The following is a 23,244-nucleotide window of genomic DNA, read 5'->3' as shown; positions in this document are numbered from 1 at the left end:
GGGCCAAACCTAACCGGGCCAAAAATGGCCCATCTAACAGGGAGACGATAATGAACCGCAGAACTTTGATGGCTACTGCCGCACTGGGCCTTGGCCTTGTCTTTGGCGGCACCGTAAACGCCGCAGGCATGGACAAGGTGAAAGCCTGTTTTGTCTATGTTGGCCCCGTCGGCGATGGCGGCTGGACCTATCAGCACGATCAGGGTCGTCTGGCTGTGATTGAGGCGTTCGGCGACAAGGTCGATGCCACCACTTACCAGGAAAACGTACCAGAAGGGGCGGATGCCGAGCGCGTTCTGACTCAGATGGCGCTGTCGGGCTGTAATATCATTTTCACAACATCCTTCGGCTATATGGATGCAACGAATGCGGTTGCCGCCAAGTTCCCCGATATCAAATTCGAACATGCAACGGGTTACAAGCGTGACAGCGACAACGTGTCGACCTATGGCGCACGCTTCTATGAAGGCCGCGCTGTGATTGGCACAATCGCGGGTCGCATGACCAAGTCGAACAAGATCGGCTACATTGCGTCCTTCCCAATTCCGGAAGTGATCCGTGGCATCAACTCGACCTTCCTGCATGCCAAAAAGGTCAACCCCGATGCGACGCTTTCCGTTGTTTGGGCCTATACATGGTTTGACCCCGCGAAAGAGGCCGATGCTGCCAAAGCGCTCATCGAACAAGGCGTGGATGTGATCGTGCAGCACACAGATTCCACCGCACCTTTGGCCGAAGCCGCCAAAACCCCCGGCGTGATCGGCTTTGGCCAAGCGTCCGATATGGCGGCGTACAAGCCAAGCCCGCGCGTGTCGTCGATCATCGACAACTGGGCACCTTACTATGTAAAACGTATCGGTGCCTTGCTGGACGGCAGCTATGCCCAGGTTGACAGCTGGGAAGGTATCAGCGCAGGCGAAGTGGAAATCGGCGAGATCACCGATGCCGTTCCTGCCGACGTAAAGGCCGAAGCTGAAGCGCTGCGTGACGCGATTGGCGCTGGCACCTATCACCCCTTCACCGGCCCGATCAACAAGCAAGACGGCTCGGCTTGGTTGGCGGATGGCGTGACGGCACCTGACGGCGATTTGCTGGGCATGAACTTTTATGTCGAAGGCATTGTTGGCGACATTCCGCAGTAAACTTGCGCTGGTCTGTGACAAAGAACCGGGGGGCTGTCTGCCCCCCGGACCCCCCGAGGATATTTTTGCCGAAAAGAAAGCCGGACAGCATGGCGACATGTGTTTCGGCTTTGTCATTTGTGAAACAGCGTTTGAATAGGGATGACTATGGACTACGACTTTTTGATCATCGGCGGCGGGATCGCAGGAATTTCCTGTGCGGCACGCCTGTCGCATGCGGGAAAGGTTTTGGTACTCGAGGCCGAGGATGCATTAGCGCATCACGCGTCGGGTCGATCCGCTGCCCTATACGAGCCGCGTTATGGTTTGGGGCCTGTGGTCGCACTATCGATGGCATCGGGCGATTACTTTCGGAGTGCAAAGGATGTGCTAAGCCCGCGCGGCATGATGATTGTCGGCCAAGCGCATGAGGCGGCGCAGTTTGAAGCCGATGCGACAGATATGGACCTTGTGCCCATTTCACTGGATGCCGCGCGCGCGATTGTGCCGATCCTGAACCCTGACACGGTGGCCCATGTGGCGCTGGCCGATCACGCTTGGGACATTGACACCGATTTGTTGCTGCAAGGCTTTGCCCGCCAAGCCCGCGCGCAAGGGGCCGAGATTCTGACCAAGGCCCCCGTCACCGCGATTGCGCGTGACGGCGCCGGTTGGCGCGTGACCACGGCGCAAGGTGATTTTTCGGCGCGAATTTTGGTCAACGCATCCGGCGCTTGGGCCGATATGGTGGCGGGCATGGCAGGCGTGGCTCCGTTGGGGTTCACGCCGTTGCGCCGATCGATGGCGCGCATCCCCGCCCCTGGCGGCCTTGATATCAGCCGCTGGCCGATGATTTTTGGCGCGGGTGAAACATGGTATTCCAAACCTGATGCAGGCGCGCTGATCGTCTCGCCCGCCGAAGAGCATCTGACCACCCCGCATGACGCCTTTGCCGATGATATGGTCTTGGCCGAAGGCCTGGCGCGGTACGAGGAAATGGTCACAGAACCCGTCACACGGATGCTGGCGAACTGGGCCGGTCTGCGCACCTTTTCGCCTGACCGTGTTCCCGTAATAGGTTTTGACCGCCACAGCCCCGGCTTTTTCTGGCTGGCGGGTCAAGGCGGCTACGGCTTTCAATCCGCGCCTGCCGCATCGCAATTGGCGGCTGATCTGCTGACCGGCACAGCCAGCGCGATGGACCCCGATGTTATCGCGACCCTATCGCCCAACCGCTTTGCATGACCAATCGCCGCACCGCCCCCGCAGCCGAGCGTAACCTTGCCCCTATCATGCATGCCCTTGGCCGCCACGCCCCCACCACGGGCCGCGCCTTGGAAATCGCCAGCGGCAGCGGCCAGCAAATTGTGCATTTCGCCGCCGCCCATCCGGGGTTGACATGGCAGGCCTCGGATCTTGACCCTGAAAACCTGCCCTCGATCACCGCTTGGGCGCAGTTTGCCCCTGCGCCGAACCTGTTGCCGCCGGTGGTCCTTAACGCGGCCCAACAGGGCTGGTCGAAAATCCACACAGACTTGTCGCTGATCTTGATGGTCAATGTCTTGCATCTTGTGTCCGCCCCCGCCGCGCAAACCATCCTGCGCGAAAGCCTGCAAGCCTTGGCCACAAGGGGCACGCTGTTGGTTTATGGCCCCTTCCTGCGCGATGACCGCACGACCAGCGCTGGCGACGCGCAGTTTGACGCCGACCTGCGCGCACGCGACCCAAGCGTTGGCTATAAAGACCTGCATTGGGTCACCACGCAACTGACCGCCAACGGCCTGACCTGCCAGACCGAAGCTATGCCCGCCAATAATCTGCTGCTGGTGGCCCAAAAACCTTGATGCAAATCAAGGCACGCCCCGCCGCGCCATGCGACCCCTGCCCAAACAGTAAGGACAGGAGACCCCGATGGATTGGAAAACCAAAAACGCCGATATGCGCGACCAGCTGCGCGTGATGAATCGCACCATCCCCGAGGTGGCAAAAGGCTTTGGCGCGCTGTCCAAAGCCGCCAAAGAGGCACAGGTTCTTGACGTAAAAACCCTTGAATTCATAGCCCTCGGCATCGCCATCGCCGATCGCTGCGAGGCCTGCATCGGCTTTCACGTCGAAGCCTTGGCCAAAGCAGGCGGCACCCGCGCCGAATTGGGCGATGTGTTGGGCATGGCCGTGCAAATGGGCGGCGGCCCGTCGCTTATGTATGCCGCCAAGGCGCTGGCCGCGTGGGATGATCTAACCGCAGAATAAATGCGCAACCTTGCGACGGAACCACGGCGGCAAGCCGTTATACACATGCATCAATTCAAATATATAGGATATCGCAATGAAAACCCTGTTCCTTCTGACCACTGCCATCACCTTGACTGCGGGCCTTGCCCTTGCCCAACAAGGCACCCCAGGGGCCTATTTCATTGAACAATGGGATATGGACGGCAATGGCGAAGTGACCCTTGCCGAGGCCGAAGAAAAGCGCACGGAAGTGTTTGTCATGTTCGACAAGGCCGAAGATGGCGTGCTTGATGCGACCGATTGGGCGGCCATTGCCGAACATCTGGCCGCCGAGACAGGCGAAAAGGGCCCCGCCGCGGGCATGGGCCACGGCCCCGGCAAGTTCATCCACGACTCGATGACCCAAACCTATAATGACGCTAACAGCGATGGCACGGTGACGCTGGACGAATTTGTCGCCGCCACCAAAACCGTGTTCACCCAGATTGACCGCGATGGCGACGGGCGCATGACCCCCGCCGATTTCGGCAAAATGTAAAACAGTCGGTTTCGGCAAAATGTAAAACAGCCGATTTCGGTGAAATCCACCCACCAAGGCACTCACACCCCGATTGGCTGGTGACAAAACCCGCCCCGGCTGCCACATTGGCCGCCGGGGCTTTTAGGGGTTGGTTACGTGCGAATTTGGGCAGGTCTATTGATGGCGGCGCTGGTTGTCGCAGGCTGCGGCGGTGGCCAAGACCGCAAGCGTGAACGCGCGGGCCACCATGCCTCTGCCACCGTAAACCACCCCCAATTCGGGGATGCCGACCCGCATGATTGGGACGGCCGCGCCCCTCAAACCTATCCTGTTCACGGCATCGACGCCTCGCGCTGGCAGGGCGATATTGATTGGCAAACCGCCCGCGCCAACGGCGTTTCTTTCGCCTTCTTCAAAGCGACCGAAGGCGGCGACATTATCGACCCCGCCTTTGACACCTATTGGAACGGCGCAGGCCCCGCTGGCATCCCGCGCGGAGCGTACCATTTCTTCTACTTCTGCCGCCCTGCAATCGAACAGGCGCGCTGGTACATCCGCCACGTTCCCCGCAGCAAAAACGCGCTGCCCCCCGTGCTGGACATGGAATGGAACGCCCATTCCCCCACCTGCACAACCCGCCCCGATGCCGCCCATGTCCGGCGAGAGGCCCGCATCTTCATGGACGCACTTGAACGCCACTACGGCCAACGCCCGATCATCTATACCACCGTCGATTTTTTTACCGACAACCAGATGGGCCGCCTGTCGGGCTATGACTTCTGGCTCCGTTCGGTCGCGGGCCACCCGTCCAAGGTTTACCCCGGCCAATCATGGCGGTTCTGGCAATACAGCGGCACAGGGCTGGTGCCCGGCATCAAAGGCAAGGTTGACCTGAACACCTTCTCCGGCTCTCGTGGCGATTGGCAAAACTGGCTGAACGCCCGCGCGCGCTAACCAGCCGTTGTTCTGGAAAGGAACCCCCTTCGATGATTGCCAATCTGATGATGTATGAACGGCCGCAACTGGCGGATGCCCATGATCGGTATTGGGCGCTGATCAGTCAAAACCTGACGGCCGCAGGCATGAACAACCCCGAAACCCTGTCACAAACCGCTGAAGAATTCTTTGTCTGGAACCATCCCGATCTGGTCCTAAGCCAGACCTGCGGCATGCCGTACCGCACATGGCTTCATCACAAGGTGCAGCTTGTCGGCACCCCCGATTACGGCTTGGCGGATTGTCCGGCGGGGTATTACCGCAGCGCGATCATCGTGCGCGCCGATGATCCCCGAACGCAAATAGCGGCGTTCAAGGATGCGGTCTTTGCCTATAATCAAACCTTTTCGCAATCGGGCTATGCGGCGCCGTTTTACCATCTAAAACCCCAAGGCATTTGGTTTGAAAACCGTTTTCAGACCCATCAGCATGTCGGATCGGCGCGCGCAGTTGCAACAGGTCAGGCCGACATCGCGTCAATTGATGCCGTCACATGGCGCAATATCGAAAAGTTTGAACCTTTTGCCACGGGATTGCGGGTGCTGGATTGGACCACACCAACGCCGGGATTGCCGCTCATCACCGCGTCGGGCAACAACGCGGATCTCGTCTTTAACGCGGTCCGCGCGGCGATTGCCGCGTTGGAGGATCAAGACAAGGCGCTGCTTGGGATCACAGGTATCGTGAAAATCCCAAAGGCAGATTACCTTAAGTATAGCAATCCAGATTGATCAGGCTCTGCCCCTTCGGGCGTAACGCGGCCCTGTGCTGCACGAAGTGGAATAGGGCGGGGCGCTGTGGCAGCGCCCCGAAATCAACTTGCGTTCGCAGGTTAATATAAGGTTAACAAAAAACCTGTTATCCATATATTTCAAATCGTTACAGGTTTGTCCGCGCGCGGTCAAATCCCAAAACCCGCCTCAAAAATCAGTCGGTGCCCCACCTTCTTGTTTTCTCTTGGCCACAAATCGGGCCAAATCCTCACGGTGATCCCCGTTCATTTCAGGCGGCTCAAACTCGGCCATGATCTGCTTGAAAATCCCGTGTGCCCTCTCATGGGTCCAAACCGCGCCATCCTGTTCCCAAGCCTCATAATTGCGCCAATCCGAAACCATCGGGGCATAAAAGGCGTTCTGATAGCGATCTTGGGTATGCTGGCAGCCAAAATAATGCCCCCCCGCGCCGACCTCTTTGATCGCCTCAAAGGCAAGATCATCGTCTGTGGTCGCAAAGGTCGCCTCTTCAAAATAGCGCTGGATCATCTGAAGAACTTCGCAATCCATGATGAACTTTTCAGGGGATGCAATCAGCCCCCCCTCCAGCCAGCCCGCCGCGTGATAGACCATATTAGTCCCCGATTGCACGGCGGCCCACAAGCTGTTCGATGTTTCCCACATCGCCTGACCGTCCGGCACGTTGGCGGCGCACACACCAGACGACCGCAACGGCAGCTTATAAAACCGCGCCATCTGTCCCGTCATCTGCGTGGCCCGCATATATTCGGGCGTCCCGAATGCCGGCGCGCCCGATTTCATATCCACATTGCTGGTAAACGTCCCAATCGCAACGGGACAGCCCGGATTGATATACTGAAGCAAAGCAATCGCAGCCAAAGCCTCGGCAATGCTCAACGCCACCGCCCCCGCCATCGTAACGGGTGCCATTGCCCCCGCCAGCGTGAACGGCGTCACCACCACCGGTTGCCCTCGTTTCGCCAACCGCATCGCCCCGTCCAACATCGGATAATCATGCTTTAATGGGCTGACCGAGTTGATGTTGGTATACATCCGCGGCTTGGCATCAAATTCCGCCTGTGACAGCCCCCCCGCCAGCCGCGTCATCTCCATCACATCTTCCACCCGCTCGGCCCCAAGCGAATAGGCATGCACCACCTTATCGGTGATCGTCAGCTTCTCATAAAGACAGTCCAAGTGCCGCACGGCGGGGTGAATATCAATCGGCTCTACCGGATAGCCGCCCGCGATATGGATGCAGTTGAAATACTGCGTCAGCTTCATGAATTCCTTGAACGTCTCAAAATCACCCGACCGTTTGCCCCGCTCCATATCCCAGGCATTAGGGGGCGAGGAGACGTTGACAAACACCATATGCTTGCCACCGATAATCAGCTCACGGTCCGGATTGCGCGGGGTGATGGTAAAGGTTTCGGGCGCGTGGCCCAGCATTTCCATGACAAAATCTTCGTCCATCCGGACGTTTTCGCCGTTCACCACACAACCCGCTTTTTGCAGAATGGCCACGGCGTCGGGGTTCAGAAACTCGATCCCGATTTCCGACAAAATTCGCATGGCTGATCGGTGAATCGCCTGCACGCCATCGGCATCCAACGGCTCTACGGGTCGGTCAGGGTTTATCGGCACCCGCCACGGCATCTGGTCCACAGCCGCCGTCCCTGCCCGCACCTTATTGCCCGCGCGCCCCCCCGCCCTGCGGCGCCGTCCAGCTTCTTCGGTCATCGAAACACTCCGTAAATCCTTGTCCCGCAAAGCATGACTGATGGGAACGGAAAATGTGCACTCAGCCGACGACATAAAATGGTCGTTTTTGGCACACACTTGCAGTTACGCGGCGGACAGACCGTCAATCCAAGCGCCCAAAGCGCCGATATCGGCCAAAACGACATCGGCATGGGGGGCCAAAGCCTCGGCATTGGCAATACCGGTCAACACGGCGACGCAGCGCATACCCGCCGCGCGCCCTGCAATCAGGTCATGCGTGCTGTCGCCCACCATCACCGCACGCGCGGGGTCAATCCCAACCTGACGCGCAAAGGCAAGGCACATCCCCGGCGCGGGTTTTGCCCCGTGGCCGGAATCGCAGCCCGCCACGAAGTCAAACAAATCCAACACCCCATGCGCCGACAAATGTGCCCGCGCAGGCGCTTCGGTGTCGTTGGTGGCAACCCCCAATTTCAGCCCGCGGTCGCGCAACGCCCCCAAGACAGGGCGCAGCGGCACGGCCGGTGCCATCACCGCATCTTGGGCAAATGCATTCAACCGCGCGGCCAAATCTGCCTGACTGAAGCCTTGCATATGCGGCAGCATCACCTCGGCAATGTCCTGCGCCGTTCCTGCGATAACAGGGCTTTCGGGGGCGAAATCGCGGCGGTCGGGGAAAAATCCTATGGCTGCAGCAATGGTCGCGGCATGGGCCGGATCTGTCGCCAACTGGTCCAACATCCGCGCGGCCCAAACGCCCCAGCTTTGACGAAAATCAAACAGTGTCCCGTCCTTGTCAAACACTACGCCGTCAATCATCGCTTGCTCCCCATCGCTTGCGCCCAAGATGCCAAGGCCGGTGCGCAATGTCACGTCCAATTGAATTGCTCGCCACCGGGCAATGCGGCGCGGGCCTGCATCGGGGCCTGATACGGCAAACCCGCCGCATCGCAAAACGCCACGACCCAAGCGTCATCCATCACCAGAAAATCCAGAACCGACCCCAAAAAGGCCGGTTGCCTGGCGCTGCTGGCCAAATCCCCAACAGACGCACCCGTCGCCCCCAGAAACACCGGCAACAAGTCTTCGTTGCCAACCAGCCAGCCCAAGGCCTGCAAGGCAATCGTTTCGGCGCTTTCATGCTTAGTCATCGGCGGATTCTCTCTCTTTTGGCGGGCGCATCACCCAAATGCCCCCTGTTTGTGTCGATTGTTCTCAAATTGGAAAGGGTTTCTTAACCAAATCAAAGCAAAGTTAATCATATTATTAATCGTCCGAGTGTAGGGTCACAACAAATGTCTGGCAAAATCTTGATCGTGGATGATGTTGCGACCAATCGCATCGTGTACAAGGTCAAACTTGGCGCTGCATGCTATGCCCCTATCTTGGCGGCTGATGGGGAAAGCTGCCTTGTGATGGCGCAGCAAACAAAACCCGACCTTATTTTACTGGATCTGATTCTGCCCGACATGCACGGCACCGAGGTGCTGCGCCGGCTGCGGGCCGACCCCGCGACAGCCGCGATTCCTGTTGTCGTTTTTTCGGCCGAAGATGATGCCGCCTCGCGGCTGGGTGCGCTTGCCGCTGGCGCTGACGAATATTTGAGAAAATCGGTTGATGACCAAACCTTGCTGGCCCGCCTGCGCAACCTGCTGCGCGAACGCGAAGCGATTGCCGAGTTGGAAAGCGGTGGGGCCCCCATTCGGGCGCTGGGATTTGCCGAACCCGCGTCAGGGTTTCAACTGCCCGGCACAGTCGCACTCGTCACCCACCGGCCCGAAACGGCCTTGCTTTGGCGGCGCGATCTGGCAGGGCAGCTTTCGGACAAGATGGTGATGCTGTCACGCGAAGCAGCTTTGTCCGATGCCGCACTGATGCCTGTGCCGGATGTGTTTGTCATTGAATATGAACTGGCCGATCCGATGGGTGGTTTACGCCTGATGTCGGAACTGCGCAGCCGTGCCGAAACGCGCCACGCCGCAATTTGTATCGTCAAACAAAGTCGCGGCAACGGGGCAAGCGCTATGGCGTTTGACCTTGGTGCGAATGATGTCGTCGCCGCAACGGATGACCCGCGCGAATTTGGCATGCGGATCAAGCGGTTGCTGCAACGCAAACGGGCCGCAGACACGCTGCGTGCGTCTGTGCGCAACGGGTTGCGGCTGGCGGTGATTGACCCGCTGACAGGTCTGTTCAACCGCCGCTATGCCGTCAGCCAACTTGCAGAAATCGCCGCGCAATCTGACGTGTCGGGGCGTCCTTTTGCCGTGATGGTTGTCGATCTTGACCGTTTTAAGGATGTGAACGACCGCTTTGGCCATCCCGCAGGCGACGCCGTGTTGACCGAGGTCGCGCGACGTATGGCGGCCAACATCCGGCATGGCGATTTGCTGGCGCGGATTGGGGGCGAAGAATTTCTGATCGCCTTGCCCGAAACGGATTTGGCGATGGCCACCCCGATTGCAGAACGTATTTGCTGCGCCGTGCATGACGCCGCGTTTGATATTCCGGGCTTTGCACCGCTGGCCTTGACGGCCTCGATCGGGTTGGCGATTGGCGAAGCGAAAACAGGGTGGTCCGAACAGCCCGTGACCGCTGTCATTGACCGCGCCGATCAGGCGCTGCTCGTCGCCAAATCGGCTGGCCGCAACCAGGTCACGATCAGCCGGACTGCCGCTTAATCGTCGCTATCATTGCGCGGGCGCTTGGGCCCACGCGCGCGCCGTTTCAACGACTCTTCCAATCGATCTGCCACCACGGCACGTTCGGCCTGCGACAGCGTCGCCAGATAGTCCAGCACGACCGTTTGGCCTTGTTCCTGCCGCTCGGTGATCCGCGCGGCTCCCGCCTCAAGCGCTTGGCGCAATGGAGCCACCTCAAACGGATCGGCCCGCAGCATCACCAAAACAGATTGCAAATCATCCCGCATCTTTTGCCGATCCGCACGGATATCGGGGTTCATTTGCGCATAGGCGCGGCGCAGGGCCTTGCGGTCTTCTTTGCTCAACGCGTCGTTGAACAGACCAAAGCCTACGTCACGCGCCGCAATATCGTGGCGATCCGGACCAAACCGCCCCAGCACCGCGCCGCCCACAACACCCGCCACCGCCAAATTCAGTGCAAGTGAGACAAACAGAACCACCCGCCCCCAACGAAAAGGCGGCTTTGGTGCGCGCAGCGAGATAGGGTTCGCATCAGACATTATTTATCCTTCAACCAAGAATGCGTCAAAATCGGGAAAAACATCGAACGTGTCCGTCACAAGGTCGCCGGTCAAAAAAGCGTCCGTCACAGCCGTCAGCGCGGTTGGTTGGGCAAAGCCAATCCAAACCCCTGCGACCGCCGCCGTAGACAGGCCCGCCACACCGGCAACGCCACCGATTGCCGCCCAAAACCCGGCCCAAAGACCTGTACCGCGGCTGACCCGCACCACCGGACGCCCCGAAAATTGCATAGCATCCGCGTCGGCCAGCACCCGCGCCATCAAGGCGCTAGGCACCGCAACAGGTGCGCGCGCCGCCCCAAAAAGGTCGTCCAGATCGCTGTCTTGCATCTCAGCTTCCCTCCTCGTTATATCCCAATTCCGCGCGCCGCCCGGCCATTGCCTGGGCCAAAGCCCGCTTGCCGCGCGCCGTCAAACTTTCAACCGCTTCGACCCCGATGTCCATCACCTCGGCAATTTCGGGGTTCGACAGCCCTTCGATATGGCGCAGCACCACGGCTTGGCGCTGCCGGTCCGGCAACAGGTCCAACGCGGCGTTCAAGGCGGTCATCCGGTCATTTTCAACCATCACCGCAAGGGCGCTTTGCGCGCCATCTGCCACATCTGGCGCATCGTCCAGCCCCACCGCACGGCGGCGTTTTGTGCCGCGCAAACGATCGGTGCACAGGTTCGTCACCACACGGTAAAGCCAGGTCGATACCTTCGCCTCGCCCGTCCGCCAGTCGGGTGCTATCCGCCACAGCCGCAACATCGCCTCTTGTGCAACATCCTCGGCTTCGGCCCGATCACCGCCCAACATACGGGTGGCAAAGCCCAAAACCCGTGGCAGATGCCGCGCCGCCAATTCTTGCGCGGCCGCAGGGTCCCCGTTGGCATACAGCACCAACAGGGCCTCGTCGGGCGTATCATAAATGGCGTCAAAGGGCATGGTCATCCTAGCGGAACTATATCGGCGCACCTGCACATGCAATCCTGCCCGCAGCCAAGGATATGGCGGCGGGCAAGCTTATCAAACGCAGCTTAGCCCTTGTCACGATCGCCGCGGCCACCACGATCGTGCTTGCCTTTACCGCGGTGCTCGCCGTCACGACCCTTGCCACGCTTGCCCATCTTATCGCCCATCGTATCGGCTTCTGCCTTAGAAATCGCGCCATCGCCATCGGCGTCAATCCGGTCAAACATCTTGTCGCCACGGCCCGCTGGTGGGGTCATTTCCTCAACCGACAAAACACCATCCTTGTTGGCATCCTGCCGTTCCATCATGCGCTGGACCATCTTGGCGCCACGTTCGGCTTGCCGCGCGGCGTCCCGCGCAACCTGACCCGCAATCAGTTCCGCCGCAGACAGATTGCCGTCTTTATCGGTATCCATCGCGGCGATCTTGGCAGCATGATAGGCGGTAATTTCTTCTTTGGTCACATTGCCGTCCGCATTTGCGTCCGTTTCGACAAAGTTAAACATCGGCCCACCCCGATCGCCACCACGATCACCTCCGCGCCCACCAGCATCGGCCTGCGCCACGGTGGAAAAACTTGCGGCAACCAAGGCTGCCAAGGTAACTGCGCTCAAAACTGTTTTCATCTTCATGCTCAATCTCCGGTCTGCTGTGACGGGCTGTTTCGTCCGCCTTCATGTACAGTCAAACGGAGCAAGCGTAGGTTTCCGTCGCAACACCTCAAACTTTTTTGCGACATCGCGCCGCAAGTGGCATCTTGTACTCTACTTTTGTGCAAAGACGGTCTATCACAAAGGTTCGCACCGACACGATCAGATGCAGGAACCCCCATGACCGACCAAGCCTTGCCTATGGAAGAAGAACGCAACGTAGGCCAGGCCTTGCGCAGGGGGTGGCGCTGCCGTTGCCCAAATTGCGGGTCGGGCCCGATGATGCGCGGCTATCTGACCGTTCGCGACAGTTGCCCTGTGTGCAATGAGGACCTGTCGCATCACCGCGCCGACGATGGGCCTGCCTATCTGACCATCCTGATCGTCGGGCATTTGATGGCCCCAATGATCTTGTGGGTATTCACCGCTTACCGCCCCGATCCGTGGCTTCTGGCGACAGGGTTTTCGATCGGCACTGTGGCGCTGTCGTTGTTTTTGCTGCCCCGCCTGAAAGGGGCCGTGGTTGCGATGCAATGGGCCAAAGAGATGCACGGCTTTGGCAAAAAGACCTGAGGCGGTGACAACGCCGGTTGATAAAACCGCCCTGCGCCATGCCGCCACCGTTGTGCTGTGGCGCAACGGGTCGGATGGCGCGCCGCAGGTTTTGATGGGCCAACGCGGCGACAAGGCCGCCTTTATGCCGTCAAAATACGTCTTTCCAGGCGGGGCGGTTGACCCTGCCGATGCCGATGTCGCCCTTGGCGTGGGGCTGCCTGCGGGATGTGCCGCGCGCCTGGCCGTCGATGGCAGTTTGCCCCCCGAAACCCTCGCCGCCGCCGCAATACGAGAGTTGTGGGAGGAAACCGGCCTTGCCCTTGGCACCCCCGGCACATGGTCCGCGCCGCCCACCGATGTGGGGCATGATTGGGCTGGATTTGCGGCGCGCGGCCTTTTGCCAGCAGCGGGTGCGATGGAATTTATCTTTCGCGCCATCACCCCGCCCGGCCGTCCGCGCCGCTTTGATGCGCGTTTTTTCCTTGTCCCCGCCACCCAGATCGCGGGCGATATAGACGACTTCAGCGCCGCATCGGATGAGCTGTCGCATCTGCACTGGATCGACCTTGCGCAAACCCGCACCCTTGATCTGCCCTTTATAACCGAGGTGGTGCTGGCCGAGGTGGCCGCTGTGCTGCGCACGGGCCTGCCGCCCCAAGGTGTGCCATTTTTCGACAATTCCGGCACGCGCCCGCAGTTTCGCCGCCTCCTTTGACAGATTGGTTTAGGCAACCGCCACGATCAAAATGATCGACACCGCCAGCAGCCCCATGCCCGCCACCTCGCGCGCTTTGGGTTTTTCGCCGAACACCAGCATGGACACGAGTATCGAAAAGATCAGCTCGACCTGCCCGACCGACCGTACATAGGCCGCGTTTTGCAGGGCAAAGGCCGTGAACCAACCCAGCGACCCCAACACACCCGTGACCCCCACAGGCAAGGTCGCGCGCCATGCGCCCAACACGCGGCCAATCTCGCCCGCCTCGCGCCAGCGCAGCCACAAAGCCATCGCAACCGATTGAAACGCGGTCACGCAGGCCAGCGCCAGCATCGCCCGAAACAGCGGGTCGTCATTGGCAATTTCCAACGTGGCCCCACGATAGCCAATCGCCGAAACACCGAAAAACGCCCCCGCCAACAGGCCCAAAACAGTGGCGCGGTTGAAAATCTTGCCCGCGATCCAGCCTTGTTCGGGGCGTGACAGCATCAAAACCCCTGCCAGCCCAATCAGAATGGCAACAATCCCAAGCCCCGACACCGCCTCGGCCAGAAACACCGCCGAAAACAGCGCAACCTGCACAGTTTCGGTTTTGGTAAAGGCGATCCCCACGGCAAAGCTGCGTTCCGAAAACAGCGCCACGGTGCAGAACGTCGCAATGATCTGCCCCACCCCGCCAGCGATGGCAAAGGTCCAGAACGTCAGGCCCAGCGGCGGGATGCTATACCCGCGCAAGCCCACCAGAACTGCGACCCCGAAACAAGCCAACGGCACGGCGAATAAAAACCGCGAAAACGTGGCCCCACCCGTTGACAGCCCAATCTCCTTCAGCCGCTTTTGCAGCATAAAGCGGACGGTCTGCACGGCGGCAGCGGCGATTGTGGCAATGACCCAAAGTTCCATCCGCCCTCATCGCACGCAGATTACCGGCTGTCGAGCGGTTCTGCGGCAGGGTACAAAGGATGCGGCACAGGGTCTTTGGCCCGCAGGAAATAGCGGGCAAATACCTCGCGATAACTCGTATACGCATAGCCGTCATTGCGCGCCAAAAAACCGTCGCGGTTGGCGCTATAGGTTTGGGGCAAACGATACCACGGCACACCAGGATGGGCATGGTGCACCGAATGGTAATTATTGTTCAAAAACAACAAGGCCAAGGGACCACGATCCTCAACCACCACCGTTCGCGCCAACGCATCCACATGGGCGCGATGTTCCAGAAACGTGCGGATTTTCAACAGTCCGTGGCCAATCCACGCCGCCAGCAGATAACCCCATAATGGCATTGCACCCCACCAAAGCCACGCCACGACAGGGACCATCCCCAACAGATGAAGCCCCCAATCGCGCCGCACCCCCGGCGCGTTTCGGGCAAACAGCCGCGCCTCGGCCAGCAGCCACATCACATTGCCAATCAACGGGCCCAGCACCATCCGCCCCAGCAATGTATTGTTCGCCCGAAACAGGGTTTGAACCAACCAAGGGGTCCGTGCCCAGACCGTAGGGTCAAAGAAATTGCTTTCAGGATCATCATAAGGGTCGGTCAAAATCGGGTCATGGTGATGCGCCAGATGCGTATCGCGAAACCGCCCATACGGCACAGTCAGCGTTAAAGCAGGCGACACCACCGCCTCATTCAACCAGCGCTGCCGGAACGGATGGCCATGCAGCGCCTCATGTTGCAGCGACGAAAACTGTGTGATCGCAAGGCCTGTCAACACAATCGCAACCATCGGCGACCACGCATAAACCACGGTCGTCCCCAAGGCCCAAACGCCATAGGTGGCCAGTAGCAGCAGCAATGTCGGCCATTCAACCCGCGCGATTTTCGTCATTCAACCGTCTTCTTTCCCCAAGTGATCTGCGCCCAAACCCGTTCATGCAGCAGATAGGCCACAAACCCCACACTCACATTTGCCACAGCCAATCCACCCGCCAAGCCGAAAGATCCGGTCACAAACCAACCAATTGCAATCATCGATATCAGGCCAAGGCCTTGCCAAACAAAGGCTTTTACCAAACTGCGGCTACGGGTTTCCATGTGCTATCCTCTTTCGAAAAAGGATTAGCGCGGCAGCACATGTTGCGATAGCTTACATATGCGCAATATTAATAGAACAATGTTTAAAAAATTCACCAATGCAGACTAAACCCGACAAACGCATCCGCGCCGCCCTGTTTCGCGACAGGCTGGGCCTCGCGATGACCCAGACGGCGATGTCCCAAGCTGCACTTGCGCGGCATGTCGGCGTCGATCGCTCGACCATCTCGCAGCTTTTGGCGGCAGACAGCAGCCGATTGCCCAACGCCCAGGTGGTTGCCGAATGCGCCCGCGTCTTGCAGGTCAGCGCCGACTGGCTGTTGGGCCTGACGGACCGTCCTGAAAGGGGGGCTGAACTGCTTGCGGCCTCGCTTGCCATGACCGAGGCCCCGCGCGCATTGGTCGATGACCAGATCTTTCGGTGGCACCTTGAGGCGGCGGGGTACAAAATCCGCCATGTGCCCGCCACCCTGCCCGACATGTTGAAAACCGATGCGATGCTGCGCTGGGAATATGACCCCCATCTTGGCAAATCAACGGAACAGGCCATCGGCGCATCGCGCGACCGGCTGAACTGGATGCAAAATGCGCGGTCAGATTATGAAATCGCCATGCCCTTGCATGAACTCACGGCTTTTGCGCAGGCAAGCGGCTATTACACGGGCTTGCCCTTGGACCTGCGCGTTCAGCAATTGGACCATTTGATCGCCCTTGCGGATACACTTTACCCCTCGTTGCGGCTGTATCTGTTTGATGCGCGGCGGGTGTTTTCGGCCCCTGTTAGCGTGTTTGGGCCATTGCTGGCCGTGGTCTATTTGGGCCGCCACTACATGGCGTTCCGCGATTCCGCGCGTGTCGAAACCTTGACCGAACATTTTGACTGGTTGGTGCGTGAAGCGGCCTTTGGCGCGCGCGACGCCGCCGCGCATTTGCGGCAGTTACGCGCAACGCTTTAGCGCAGCCGCGCCAGAGTATAGCCGTTCCAATCCAACACCTCACGCGCGGCGCGCATCCGGTCGGCCGGCAAATCACCACCACGGTTCAGGATAAACCCGAACCGCCCTGACGGCGTGCCAATCACCAAGGTGCGATAGCCGACATCCGCCCAAAGCACCCACCATGCCTCGCCTTTTGGCGGGGTAAAGCGGCCTGGCCCCGCCCCAGCCAAGGGACCGGAAAACGCGACCCGTTCCCCACCAAGACACAGTTGCGCCACAAGCGTCAGGCCCGCGGCCCCGCGCCCAATCTCGGCGCCGCCCAGTTTACACTCTGGCGCAGCTATGGGTGCGAATTCGGCAACCTGCGCCCAACGCCCCACCAGCTTGTCATTTTCCAAAACGGCATTTGAATAAATCTGTTTGGCTGGGTCCCGAAACCCCGCCACCGTTGCAGGCGCTTTGGCCACACAACCCGCCAGCAAAACCAGCACGATCAGTCGATACACAGCTCCACCCTCCGCCCGTCATCTTGCAAGATGGATTGGCACCCAAATAGCGGCTTTACCGGCGCGCAAGTATTGGACCGCGCTAGACAAACACCATCACAATCGCTTTCGCGTTTGCATTGCTTGCCACCGTCCCGCGTAGGTTTTTGGCAGGTCATCGCACCGGACCTACCAATGACCACAAAATTGCCGCCCGTTTTTTCGCACGCCACTTGGCTTGGCGATTTCACGATCACGGGCGTTGGTGGTGCCGCAGCTACTGGCGCTTCGGATGGCACATCCACTGGTGCAGCAGCACTTGGCGCGCCGCTTGCAGGCTCCACGCTGCCCAAAGGGGCCAAAGCCGTCACTTCAACCGCTGGTCCCGTAATGGCACTTGGGGCGGCCACATCGGTTGGCGCGGCACCGCCCCCCCCGAACTGGCACCCTGCCAACCCCATCATCAAAACGGCTGCGCGCCACATGATGTGCATGTCAAAACGGCTGCGGATAGGCACGGTGTGCCGCGTCAATTTCGGCCAACACCTCATCCGACAGCACCACATCCGCAGCACCCAGATTGACCCGCAACTGATCCAGCGACGATGCGCCCATGATCGGAATCACCGGAAACGGGCGCTGCCGCACAAAGGCCAGCGCCATCTGGTTCGGGTCCAACCCGTGCCGCGCCGCAATGCCCAGATAGGCCGCCACCGCCTCAAACACATAAGGCGTCACACGCCCCCCCAAATCGGGTGAATTGACACGGCGAGAGCCATCGGGCACCACGCCACCCGCATATTTCCCGCTTAGCAACCCCGTTGCAAGCGGCGAAAACGCAAGCAGCGGCATGTCTTCCATCGCGGAAAATTCGGCCCAGTCACTGTCAAACTGGCGGCACAGCAACGAATATTCGTTCTGGACCGTCGCCATACGCGGCAGGCCCATCGCTTGGGCCAAACGCAGCCAGTTGGCCGCCCCCCACACGCTTTCATTCGACAGGCCAATCGCGCGAATTTTACCCTCGGCCACCAGCTCGGCCGCAGTTTGCAGCACATCGGTCATATCGGCAAACACATCCGCTGCAGGCACAACACTGGGGGCAAAACCCCAGATTTTTCGGAAATGATACGACCCGCGATTGGGCCAATGCAGTTGGAACAGATCGATATAATCGGTTTTCAACCGCCGCAAAGACGCCTCGACCCCATCGCGCAACACCGCCCCCGTAATCGGCGCACCGTCACGCATAAAACCGTTGCCTTCGCCCATCACCTTGGTCGCCAGCACCACCTTATCGCGCCCGCCACTGCGCGCAAACCAGTTGCCAATCACCTCTTCGGTGCCGCCAATCGTTTCTGCGCGCACCGGGTTGGTCGGGTACATTTCGGCCGTGTCCCAAAAATTCATCCCATGTTCCAACGCCAAGGCGATCTGGTCATGCCCTTCACGCTCGGTGTTCTGCGCCCCCCAAGTCATCGTCCCAAGGCAGTATTCCGACACCATAAGGCCCGTTGACCCAAGCGGTATGTGTTTCATAAATCAGCCTTTCATGGGGTATTTCGGCACAAAGACTCGCATCATTTCCGGCGTGGTGCAAGCGGCGACAGCTAGCCTTGGCGCACAACCACGTCAGCGGCCACAGACCCCGCCACAACGCGGCGTGCATTGGGAATGTCATTGCCCAACGCCCGTGCCCGCGCCGCATCTTGCGTCAACCCATGATCGCGCCAGCGTTGGATCAATCGCGCCTCCAGCACCTCAATCGGCACCTCAATGGCTATCGTCACATCCCAATGCGCGGCCAATCCCCGCCACGGCGCTTCATTCAGCAACAGGTAATTGCCTTCAATCAGCAACACCCGCGCCTCGGGCCCGATCACCCGCGCACCGGCCACCGCAATATCGCGGCTACGGTCAAAGACAGGGATCACAACCTCATCCGCTCCGCGCAATCGCGAAACCAGCGCGGTAAAGCCCGCCACGTCAAAAGTCTCGGGCGCGCCTTTGCGGGGCAGCAATCCGCGCGCCTCTAACACGCGATTGTCCAGATGAAACCCGTCCATCGGCACCACAACTGCGCCGTCAATCTGCACAGCCAAGGCCTCGGCCAAGGTCGATTTGCCTGCCCCCGGCGGCCCCGCAATCGCTATCAGCAACCGCCCCTGCCCAGCCTGCGCCGCAATGGCCGCCTTGATCCGGTCCAACGCCTCGTTCATGCCATTCCCTTTAACAACGCCGCCACATCCAACATACGGTTGGAAAATCCCCATTCATTATCATACCAGCCAAACACGCGCAGCATACCCCCTGCCGTAATCCGTGTTTCAGGGCAGGCCATCACAATGCTTTCCCGCCGCGCCCGCATATCGGTCGACACCAGCGCGCGGTCCGTCGACCCGATCACGCCTCCCTCCGTTTGGGCTACCGCACGAAACGCCGCATTGACGCCCGCAACCGTCGCAGGCCGCGCCGTCATCACCACCAAATCAACCGCCGAAACGCTGACCACCGGCACACGCACCGCCGACGCTTCGATCCGCCCTGCTAGGGCCGGCAAAATCTGATCCAGCAAGCGCTGCGCCGATGTCGTCGTGGGCACCATCGACACCGCCGCAGCCCGACTGCGGGCAAAATCGGCAGCAGGCGCATCCACCGTGGGCTGGCTACCGGTATAACAGTGGATCGTCGTCATCGACCCCGTGACCACGCCCCATTCGGCATCAATCAACGCCACCAAAGGGGCCAAAGCATTTGTCGTGCAGGACGCATTCGATAAAATCTTGTGGTCGCGCAGCGAAATCCCATCCTCGTTCGCGCCCAGCACAACCGTATAATCCGCCGCGCGTGATGGCCCCGAAACCAGCACCTTTGCCGCCCCCGCGCGCAACCCCCGCGCGGCCATTTCATGCCCGTCCGCACGGCCCGTGCATTCCATCACCAAATCCACACCGCGCAGATCAAGGGTGGAAATATCGCGCGCGCAGTGCAGCGGAATGCGCCGCCCATCGATCACCAGCGCGCCGCCGTCCATCCCGACAGTCCCGCGCCACGGGCCAAAGATGCTGTCAAACTCAAATAGATAGGCACACATATCGGGGGCGGCGATGTCATTCACGCCCACCACCTCCAACCCCTGCCAACGGTCTGGGCTTTGCAAATAGGCCCGCAGCACCGACCGCCCGATCCGCCCGAACCCGTTGATGAAAATCCGCATGACCCAAGCCCCCCGTTTGCGGCAGTCTGACCACGCCACTGCGCGCGGATCAATGGGCCACGGGGCGGAATTTTGTACCAGTCACAATCGACTGAAATATGTGGCGTTTAGGATCGGACGCGTAAAGAAGGTTACGCAATCAGCTGGACTTGGCTGACATGCGGAAGCAGTTTAACGGATGATACGGCGCGCACTAACAAGCGCAAGGTGGCTGCCCCCCACAAAGACAGCATTCAGCAGCGCCGGAACAATGGCCAGCGTCCGCGACCATTCAAAGGCGCGTTCCAGCGCGCGCCCGCGCGTGCTCATTAATCTGCAAGATCTGGACAGGGCCATCCGTGGGCAGACCTGCTGCCGAAATGACGTCGGTCGGATCGCCTTTAAACGAATAGAGATTGGCCTTTGCCAAAAATCGCGTTTGCCGCACAGCCCCGGAACCTTCTTGGGGAAACCCCTCTTTTGCACGCGCATCGGCCAAAGACTGCGCATCTGTCCCAGCCCCCATACCAATTCGGGATGATATAAACGTGAACAGAATCCCCCGCTTTTCAGTCAGTCGAGGTTACTGGGATTAAGAGTATTTCTTGCACCGATATCCTAACGGATCTCGGAAACCTCACCTTAACCGCTTGATCCTGCCGGAAATACCCGTCGATCAGAACCTCATCCAACGGCCCTGTAAAATCGGCGTCGGAAAACTCGGTAACCGCGACCACCTTGTCGGCCGGAACGCTTGCCATCACAATCCCGCGCCGCCCCCAGATATAAAACGCGGTGGCACAGATCAGCATGAAAAGCCCCACAAAGCGCCAGACCGGTGTCGCGCGCAAAAACAATCAGCGTCACAAGAATTGCCGCAAACAGAACCCACATTCACCAAGACCTTATCTCAAAAGACGCCACCACCTACTCGGCCAGCCCCAGCGCTGCAAGATTGACGGCACCGCGCGTTACATTGCGCAGATCATTCACCTCTAAAATCAAGCGCGGCATCTGTGGCAACGCCCGCAAGGCTGCAAAGATCGCAAGCCAGTTCAGCGGCCCATCGCCCGGGTGCCAATGGCGGTCGGCAAAACCATCACTGTCTTGCAAATGCACATGGCTCAGGCGCTTGCCCGCCGCCATTACATAGGCATCCACCGGCGGCGCACCCGCCATCACATGCGCGTATTGCGCGTGGCCCGTATCCAGTGACACGGTCAGCGCCGGTGATTTCAGCGCATCGACCATCCGGCACCGCGCCAACGGGTCCACATCCTCGATATTCTCCAACACCAAGCCCACGCCAGTGTCTTCGGCCCGTTTCAAAACCGGCCCAAGGGTGTAACGGACCCGTTCGATCTGGCTCATCGCGTCATAGGGGCTGACCTGCTGGTTGCCATGATCCCACATCGTCACAGGCGAATGGATCACCATTTGCGTGGCCCCTAACGCCTCACACACCTCCAGCGCCTTAAGCATCCGCGCCTGCGCAATCAGCGCGACATCGGGGTCAGGGGTATCAAGGCTGAACCCGACATAGGGACCATGCAAACCGATCCGCCCCGTCAGCCCGTCAATCAACTGCTTGGCGCGCGCAATAAGCGGCGCCAAATCGCCGTTCAACGCATGCGGCAGGCAAAAGCTTTGGATCTCCAGATCGCGCGGGGCCGACAGCATCCAGTCCCGCTGCAAGGCCAGCATGTCGAGCGTCAGCGCCGCGCCCAAAACAGGTTTCACCAACGGCTTCATATCGCCTCCCCTTTCATCCGCGCATGGTGAATGGCGGCCACCGCACAAGACGCCAGCCGCGCCATAGAACTGTCGGACCGCGAATTCAAAATCACGGGAACACGGGCCCCCATCACCAGGCCCGCAGCCTCGGCATGGCTGATATAGGCCAGTTGTTTGGCCAGCATATTCCCTGCATCAATCCCGGGAACCACCAAAACCTCAGCGCGGCCTGCCACTTCGGACGTGATGCCTTTGGTCCGCGCGGCGGCCATCGACACCGCATTGTCCATCGCCAACGGCCCATCGACAAAGCCGCCCATGATTTGCCCACGTTCCGCCATTTTCGACAAAAGCGCCGCATCGATGGATGACGGTATCGCCGGGTTCACCGTTTCCACTGCCGACAAAACCCCCACACGCGGCTGCGCAATCCCGATGGAAATCGCGAGGTCTATCGCGTTTTGCACAATATCCACCTTGGTCGCCAAATCGGGGGCGATGTTGATCGCGGCATCCGTTACCAGCAACGGATGCTCCAACCCCGGGACATCCATCACGAAAATATGGGTCAACCGGCGACCAATCCGCAGGCCTTTGTCGCGGTCCACCATCGGGCGCAGCATGTCATCGGTGTGCAAATTGCCCTTCATCAGCGCATCGACCCGACCTTCATGCACCAGCGCCACAGCGCGGACTGCCGCATCAACATGCACGGGGCAATCAATCACCTCGACCCCGGCCAAATCCGCACCCAATTCCGCCGCCGCTGCGGCAATCTTGCCCGCATGCCCCACCAGAATGGGCGTGATGATGGTATGCTTCAGTGCCAGCAACGCGCCCCCCAATGACGCTGCATTTTCGGGGCAGATCACAGCGGTTCGCAAAGGGGGCAAGGGTTCCGCCCGCGCCAACAGCGCCTCAAAATGCCGATGCCGCCGCACCGTCAATCCGGGCAATGTGGAACTGTCCACACGATAGGTTTTAACCGGTGCCTGCACCCGCACAACCCCCGACAGAATAAGGGTCTTATCCATTTCGCGCGTCACTTGCGCCGACAAGGTGACAACGCCCGCATCCAAGCTCGTCACGGTCACAACCGTCACCAACTCATCCCCCGCATGGGCCCGCGCGTGAAAGTCATAGCTTTGTGACAAGGTCACAATCCCCGGCCCCGGCAATTGCGTGCCCAAAATCGCCGCCACCAAAGACGCGGCAAAGGCCGAAGGCACCATCGCCTCGGCCTGCCCGTCACCGTCACCGTCCAACCCCGGTAAATGCAACGGGTTGTGGTTGCCCGTCGCCGACGCGAAAATATACAAATCATCTGCCGTACACAGCCGCGTGGCCTGCGCCGTATCGCCCAGTTTCAACGCCTCAAACAGCCGGTTCTCAAGGATCATGACATGCTCCGCTTAGGTCGC

General features: G+C 59.9%; 30 protein-coding genes. 11 read left to right on the top strand and 19 right to left on the bottom strand.

All coding sequences use genetic code 11. The annotated features are described in order from the left end of the window. The first annotated feature begins 50 nt into the window (after window positions 1-50). The 7 genes from G560_RS0102250 (at window position 51) to G560_RS0102220 (ending at window position 5,600) form a co-directional block, all read left to right on the top strand. Window positions 51-1,142 carry a BMP family ABC transporter substrate-binding protein gene (locus tag G560_RS0102250; RefSeq protein WP_022702691.1) on the top strand — a complete coding sequence of 364 codons (1,092 nt, stop codon included), beginning with the start codon at window positions 51-53 and terminating at the stop codon, window positions 1,140-1,142. Between the two features lie 147 nt (window positions 1,143-1,289). After that, window positions 1,290-2,366, top strand: a complete 1,077-nt coding sequence (locus tag G560_RS0102245) for an NAD(P)/FAD-dependent oxidoreductase (protein WP_022702690.1) — start codon at window positions 1,290-1,292, stop codon at window positions 2,364-2,366. Further along, a complete protein-coding gene (locus tag G560_RS0102240) occupies window positions 2,363-2,965 on the top strand; it encodes a DUF938 domain-containing protein (protein ID WP_022702689.1) in 603 nt (200 codons plus the stop codon). Before G560_RS0102245 ends, G560_RS0102240 begins: the two co-directional genes overlap by 4 nt. Window positions 2,966-3,032: 67 nt before the next feature. After that, window positions 3,033-3,371: a carboxymuconolactone decarboxylase family protein gene (locus tag G560_RS0102235; protein ID WP_022702688.1), complete on the top strand. Its 339-nt coding sequence runs from the start codon at window positions 3,033-3,035 to the stop codon at window positions 3,369-3,371. A 76-nt stretch (window positions 3,372-3,447) separates the two neighbouring features. Continuing rightward, window positions 3,448-3,891: an EF-hand domain-containing protein gene (locus G560_RS0102230; RefSeq protein WP_022702687.1), complete on the top strand. Its 444-nt coding sequence runs from the start codon at window positions 3,448-3,450 to the stop codon at window positions 3,889-3,891. Between the two features lie 162 nt (window positions 3,892-4,053). Beyond that, window positions 4,054-4,827 (top strand): glycoside hydrolase family 25 protein, encoded by a 774-nt coding sequence (locus tag G560_RS18280; protein WP_022702686.1) that lies wholly within the window; start codon window positions 4,054-4,056, stop codon window positions 4,825-4,827. Between the two features lie 32 nt (window positions 4,828-4,859). Next, window positions 4,860-5,600 carry a phosphate/phosphite/phosphonate ABC transporter substrate-binding protein gene (locus tag G560_RS0102220; protein ID WP_022702685.1) on the top strand — a complete coding sequence of 247 codons (741 nt, stop codon included), beginning with the start codon at window positions 4,860-4,862 and terminating at the stop codon, window positions 5,598-5,600. Window positions 5,601-5,789: 189 nt separating this feature from the next. Here G560_RS0102220 and G560_RS0102215 read toward each other — a convergent pair whose 3' ends face one another. From G560_RS0102215 to G560_RS0102205, 3 genes are all read right to left on the bottom strand, one after another. Continuing rightward, window positions 5,790-7,346, bottom strand: a complete 1,557-nt coding sequence (locus G560_RS0102215; protein WP_022702684.1) for a trimethylamine methyltransferase family protein — start codon at window positions 7,344-7,346, stop codon at window positions 5,790-5,792. Between the two features lie 105 nt (window positions 7,347-7,451). Next, window positions 7,452-8,147 carry an HAD family hydrolase gene (locus tag G560_RS0102210; protein ID WP_028913620.1) on the bottom strand — a complete coding sequence of 232 codons (696 nt, stop codon included), beginning with the start codon at window positions 8,145-8,147 and terminating at the stop codon, window positions 7,452-7,454. A 50-nt stretch (window positions 8,148-8,197) separates the two neighbouring features. Then, entirely contained in the window at window positions 8,198-8,479 is a 282-nt protein-coding gene (locus G560_RS0102205; protein ID WP_022702682.1) for a DUF3572 domain-containing protein, read from the bottom strand. Between the two features lie 144 nt (window positions 8,480-8,623). On the opposite strand from G560_RS0102205, the gene G560_RS0102200 reads away from it, so the two are divergent. After that, window positions 8,624-10,009, top strand: coding sequence for a diguanylate cyclase (locus tag G560_RS0102200; protein ID WP_022702681.1), 1,386 nt, complete (start codon window positions 8,624-8,626; stop codon window positions 10,007-10,009). Here G560_RS0102200 and G560_RS0102195 read toward each other — a convergent pair. The 4 genes from G560_RS0102195 to G560_RS18275 form a co-directional block, all read right to left on the bottom strand. Next, window positions 10,006-10,530 carry a periplasmic heavy metal sensor gene (locus tag G560_RS0102195; RefSeq protein ID WP_022702680.1) on the bottom strand — a complete coding sequence of 175 codons (525 nt, stop codon included), beginning with the start codon at window positions 10,528-10,530 and terminating at the stop codon, window positions 10,006-10,008. The genes G560_RS0102200 and G560_RS0102195 overlap by 4 nt on opposite strands. A gap of 3 nt (window positions 10,531-10,533) precedes the next feature. After that, complete coding sequence (locus G560_RS0102190; protein ID WP_022702679.1) at window positions 10,534-10,881, bottom strand: hypothetical protein; 348 nt, start codon at window positions 10,879-10,881, stop codon at window positions 10,534-10,536. Between the two features lies 1 nt (window position 10,882). Further along, window positions 10,883-11,485, bottom strand: coding sequence for an RNA polymerase sigma factor (locus G560_RS0102185; protein ID WP_022702678.1), 603 nt, complete (start codon window positions 11,483-11,485; stop codon window positions 10,883-10,885). An 86-nt stretch (window positions 11,486-11,571) separates the two neighbouring features. Continuing rightward, a complete protein-coding gene (locus G560_RS18275) occupies window positions 11,572-12,138 on the bottom strand; it encodes an EF-hand domain-containing protein (RefSeq protein ID WP_022702677.1) in 567 nt (188 codons plus the stop codon). Between the two features lie 198 nt (window positions 12,139-12,336). Here G560_RS18275 and G560_RS0102175 point away from each other — a divergent pair, with 198 nt between their 5' ends. Then, window positions 12,337-12,729 (top strand): DUF983 domain-containing protein, encoded by a 393-nt coding sequence (locus tag G560_RS0102175; RefSeq protein WP_022702676.1) that lies wholly within the window; start codon window positions 12,337-12,339, stop codon window positions 12,727-12,729. A gap of 4 nt (window positions 12,730-12,733) precedes the next feature. Beyond that, window positions 12,734-13,426, top strand: coding sequence for an NUDIX hydrolase (locus G560_RS0102170; protein ID WP_022702675.1), 693 nt, complete (start codon window positions 12,734-12,736; stop codon window positions 13,424-13,426). Between the two features lie 9 nt (window positions 13,427-13,435). Here G560_RS0102170 and G560_RS0102165 read toward each other — a convergent pair whose 3' ends face one another. The 3 genes from G560_RS0102165 to G560_RS0102155 are packed head-to-tail and all read right to left on the bottom strand — an operon-like array spanning window position 13,436 to window position 15,470. Then, window positions 13,436-14,332: a DMT family transporter gene (locus G560_RS0102165; protein ID WP_022702674.1), complete on the bottom strand. Its 897-nt coding sequence runs from the start codon at window positions 14,330-14,332 to the stop codon at window positions 13,436-13,438. A gap of 20 nt (window positions 14,333-14,352) precedes the next feature. Next, entirely contained in the window at window positions 14,353-15,264 is a 912-nt protein-coding gene (locus G560_RS0102160) for a fatty acid desaturase (protein WP_022702673.1), read from the bottom strand. Then, the gene (locus G560_RS0102155) at window positions 15,261-15,470 is read right to left on the bottom strand and encodes a DUF2061 domain-containing protein (RefSeq protein ID WP_022702672.1); all 210 of its coding nucleotides are present in this window, start codon (window positions 15,468-15,470) and stop codon (window positions 15,261-15,263) included. Before G560_RS0102155 ends, G560_RS0102160 begins: the two co-directional genes overlap by 4 nt. A 98-nt stretch (window positions 15,471-15,568) precedes the next feature. Here G560_RS0102155 and G560_RS0102150 point away from each other — a divergent pair, with 98 nt between their 5' ends. Continuing rightward, window positions 15,569-16,426, top strand: coding sequence for a helix-turn-helix domain-containing protein (locus G560_RS0102150; RefSeq protein ID WP_022702671.1), 858 nt, complete (start codon window positions 15,569-15,571; stop codon window positions 16,424-16,426). Here G560_RS0102150 and G560_RS0102145 read toward each other — a convergent pair. The 9 genes from G560_RS0102145 to G560_RS0102100 all read right to left on the bottom strand — a co-directional run bounded on the left by G560_RS0102145 (window position 16,423) and on the right by G560_RS0102100 (window position 23,223). Continuing rightward, on the bottom strand, window positions 16,423-16,914 hold the full coding sequence (locus G560_RS0102145) for a lipocalin family protein (RefSeq protein WP_022702670.1): 492 nt from the start codon (window positions 16,912-16,914) through the stop codon (window positions 16,423-16,425). The two genes, G560_RS0102150 and G560_RS0102145, sit on opposite strands and share 4 nt — an antisense overlap. Beyond that, entirely contained in the window at window positions 16,902-17,378 is a 477-nt protein-coding gene (locus G560_RS0102140) for a hypothetical protein (RefSeq protein ID WP_028913619.1), read from the bottom strand. Before G560_RS0102140 ends, G560_RS0102145 begins: the two co-directional genes overlap by 13 nt. A 10-nt stretch (window positions 17,379-17,388) precedes the next feature. Further along, complete coding sequence (locus G560_RS0102135; RefSeq protein WP_022702668.1) at window positions 17,389-18,432, bottom strand: aldo/keto reductase; 1,044 nt, start codon at window positions 18,430-18,432, stop codon at window positions 17,389-17,391. A 71-nt stretch (window positions 18,433-18,503) separates the two neighbouring features. Continuing rightward, window positions 18,504-19,112, bottom strand: a complete 609-nt coding sequence (locus tag G560_RS0102130; protein ID WP_022702667.1) for a nucleoside triphosphate hydrolase — start codon at window positions 19,110-19,112, stop codon at window positions 18,504-18,506. After that, window positions 19,109-20,110 carry a type I glyceraldehyde-3-phosphate dehydrogenase gene (locus tag G560_RS0102125; protein ID WP_022702666.1) on the bottom strand — a complete coding sequence of 334 codons (1,002 nt, stop codon included), beginning with the start codon at window positions 20,108-20,110 and terminating at the stop codon, window positions 19,109-19,111. The genes G560_RS0102130 and G560_RS0102125 overlap by 4 nt, the downstream gene beginning before the upstream one ends. Window positions 20,111-20,281: 171 nt before the next feature. After that, window positions 20,282-20,419, bottom strand: coding sequence for a hypothetical protein (locus G560_RS20925; RefSeq protein ID WP_022702665.1), 138 nt, complete (start codon window positions 20,417-20,419; stop codon window positions 20,282-20,284). A gap of 239 nt (window positions 20,420-20,658) precedes the next feature. After that, window positions 20,659-20,901 carry a hypothetical protein gene (locus G560_RS0102110; RefSeq protein WP_155947105.1) on the bottom strand — a complete coding sequence of 81 codons (243 nt, stop codon included), beginning with the start codon at window positions 20,899-20,901 and terminating at the stop codon, window positions 20,659-20,661. 115 nt (window positions 20,902-21,016) lie between these two features. Then, window positions 21,017-21,841 carry a sugar phosphate isomerase/epimerase family protein gene (locus G560_RS0102105; RefSeq protein ID WP_022702662.1) on the bottom strand — a complete coding sequence of 275 codons (825 nt, stop codon included), beginning with the start codon at window positions 21,839-21,841 and terminating at the stop codon, window positions 21,017-21,019. Then, window positions 21,838-23,223, bottom strand: coding sequence for a bifunctional enoyl-CoA hydratase/phosphate acetyltransferase (locus tag G560_RS0102100; RefSeq protein WP_022702661.1), 1,386 nt, complete (start codon window positions 23,221-23,223; stop codon window positions 21,838-21,840). The genes G560_RS0102105 and G560_RS0102100 overlap by 4 nt, the downstream gene beginning before the upstream one ends. Window positions 23,224-23,244: the final 21 nt, after the last annotated feature.

Origin of the sequence: Pseudorhodobacter ferrugineus DSM 5888 (assembly GCF_000420745.1) — a bacterium.
GTDB lineage: Bacteria > Pseudomonadota > Alphaproteobacteria > Rhodobacterales > Rhodobacteraceae > Pseudorhodobacter > Pseudorhodobacter ferrugineus.
This window is presented reverse-complemented; position numbering and strand designations above follow the sequence as displayed.

Coding starts and splice junctions, on each gene's coding strand:
- G560_RS0102150 (WP_022702671.1), top strand. CDS start 15,569: ATGCAGACTAAACCCGACAAACGCATCCGCGCCGCCCTGTTTCGCGAC.
- G560_RS0102230 (WP_022702687.1), top strand. CDS start 3,448: ATGAAAACCCTGTTCCTTCTGACCACTGCCATCACCTTGACTGCGGGC.
- G560_RS20925 (WP_022702665.1), bottom strand. CDS start 20,419: ATGAGCACGCGCGGGCGCGCGCTGGAACGCGCCTTTGAATGGTCGCGG.
- G560_RS0102245 (WP_022702690.1), top strand. CDS start 1,290: ATGGACTACGACTTTTTGATCATCGGCGGCGGGATCGCAGGAATTTCC.
- G560_RS0102125 (WP_022702666.1), bottom strand. CDS start 20,110: ATGCGGATTTTCATCAACGGGTTCGGGCGGATCGGGCGGTCGGTGCTG.
- G560_RS0102175 (WP_022702676.1), top strand. CDS start 12,337: ATGACCGACCAAGCCTTGCCTATGGAAGAAGAACGCAACGTAGGCCAG.
- G560_RS0102200 (WP_022702681.1), top strand. CDS start 8,624: ATGTCTGGCAAAATCTTGATCGTGGATGATGTTGCGACCAATCGCATC.
- G560_RS0102185 (WP_022702678.1), bottom strand. CDS start 11,485: ATGACCATGCCCTTTGACGCCATTTATGATACGCCCGACGAGGCCCTG.
- G560_RS0102205 (WP_022702682.1), bottom strand. CDS start 8,479: ATGACTAAGCATGAAAGCGCCGAAACGATTGCCTTGCAGGCCTTGGGC.
- G560_RS0102130 (WP_022702667.1), bottom strand. CDS start 19,112: ATGAACGAGGCGTTGGACCGGATCAAGGCGGCCATTGCGGCGCAGGCT.
- G560_RS0102155 (WP_022702672.1), bottom strand. CDS start 15,470: ATGGAAACCCGTAGCCGCAGTTTGGTAAAAGCCTTTGTTTGGCAAGGC.
- G560_RS18275 (WP_022702677.1), bottom strand. CDS start 12,138: ATGAAGATGAAAACAGTTTTGAGCGCAGTTACCTTGGCAGCCTTGGTT.
- G560_RS0102160 (WP_022702673.1), bottom strand. CDS start 15,264: ATGACGAAAATCGCGCGGGTTGAATGGCCGACATTGCTGCTGCTACTG.
- G560_RS0102110 (WP_155947105.1), bottom strand. CDS start 20,901: ATGCTGATCTGTGCCACCGCGTTTTATATCTGGGGGCGGCGCGGGATT.
- G560_RS0102210 (WP_028913620.1), bottom strand. CDS start 8,147: ATGATTGACGGCGTAGTGTTTGACAAGGACGGGACACTGTTTGATTTT.
- G560_RS0102135 (WP_022702668.1), bottom strand. CDS start 18,432: ATGAAACACATACCGCTTGGGTCAACGGGCCTTATGGTGTCGGAATAC.
- G560_RS0102100 (WP_022702661.1), bottom strand. CDS start 23,223: ATGATCCTTGAGAACCGGCTGTTTGAGGCGTTGAAACTGGGCGATACG.
- G560_RS0102165 (WP_022702674.1), bottom strand. CDS start 14,332: ATGGAACTTTGGGTCATTGCCACAATCGCCGCTGCCGCCGTGCAGACC.
- G560_RS0102220 (WP_022702685.1), top strand. CDS start 4,860: ATGATTGCCAATCTGATGATGTATGAACGGCCGCAACTGGCGGATGCC.
- G560_RS18280 (WP_022702686.1), top strand. CDS start 4,054: ATGGCGGCGCTGGTTGTCGCAGGCTGCGGCGGTGGCCAAGACCGCAAG.
- G560_RS0102215 (WP_022702684.1), bottom strand. CDS start 7,346: ATGACCGAAGAAGCTGGACGGCGCCGCAGGGCGGGGGGGCGCGCGGGC.
- G560_RS0102140 (WP_028913619.1), bottom strand. CDS start 17,378: ATGTGGCGCGCAGCCGTTTTGATGATGGGGTTGGCAGGGTGCCAGTTC.
- G560_RS0102235 (WP_022702688.1), top strand. CDS start 3,033: ATGGATTGGAAAACCAAAAACGCCGATATGCGCGACCAGCTGCGCGTG.
- G560_RS0102190 (WP_022702679.1), bottom strand. CDS start 10,881: ATGCAAGACAGCGATCTGGACGACCTTTTTGGGGCGGCGCGCGCACCT.
- G560_RS0102105 (WP_022702662.1), bottom strand. CDS start 21,841: ATGAAGCCGTTGGTGAAACCTGTTTTGGGCGCGGCGCTGACGCTCGAC.
- G560_RS0102195 (WP_022702680.1), bottom strand. CDS start 10,530: ATGTCTGATGCGAACCCTATCTCGCTGCGCGCACCAAAGCCGCCTTTT.
- G560_RS0102240 (WP_022702689.1), top strand. CDS start 2,363: ATGACCAATCGCCGCACCGCCCCCGCAGCCGAGCGTAACCTTGCCCCT.
- G560_RS0102250 (WP_022702691.1), top strand. CDS start 51: ATGAACCGCAGAACTTTGATGGCTACTGCCGCACTGGGCCTTGGCCTT.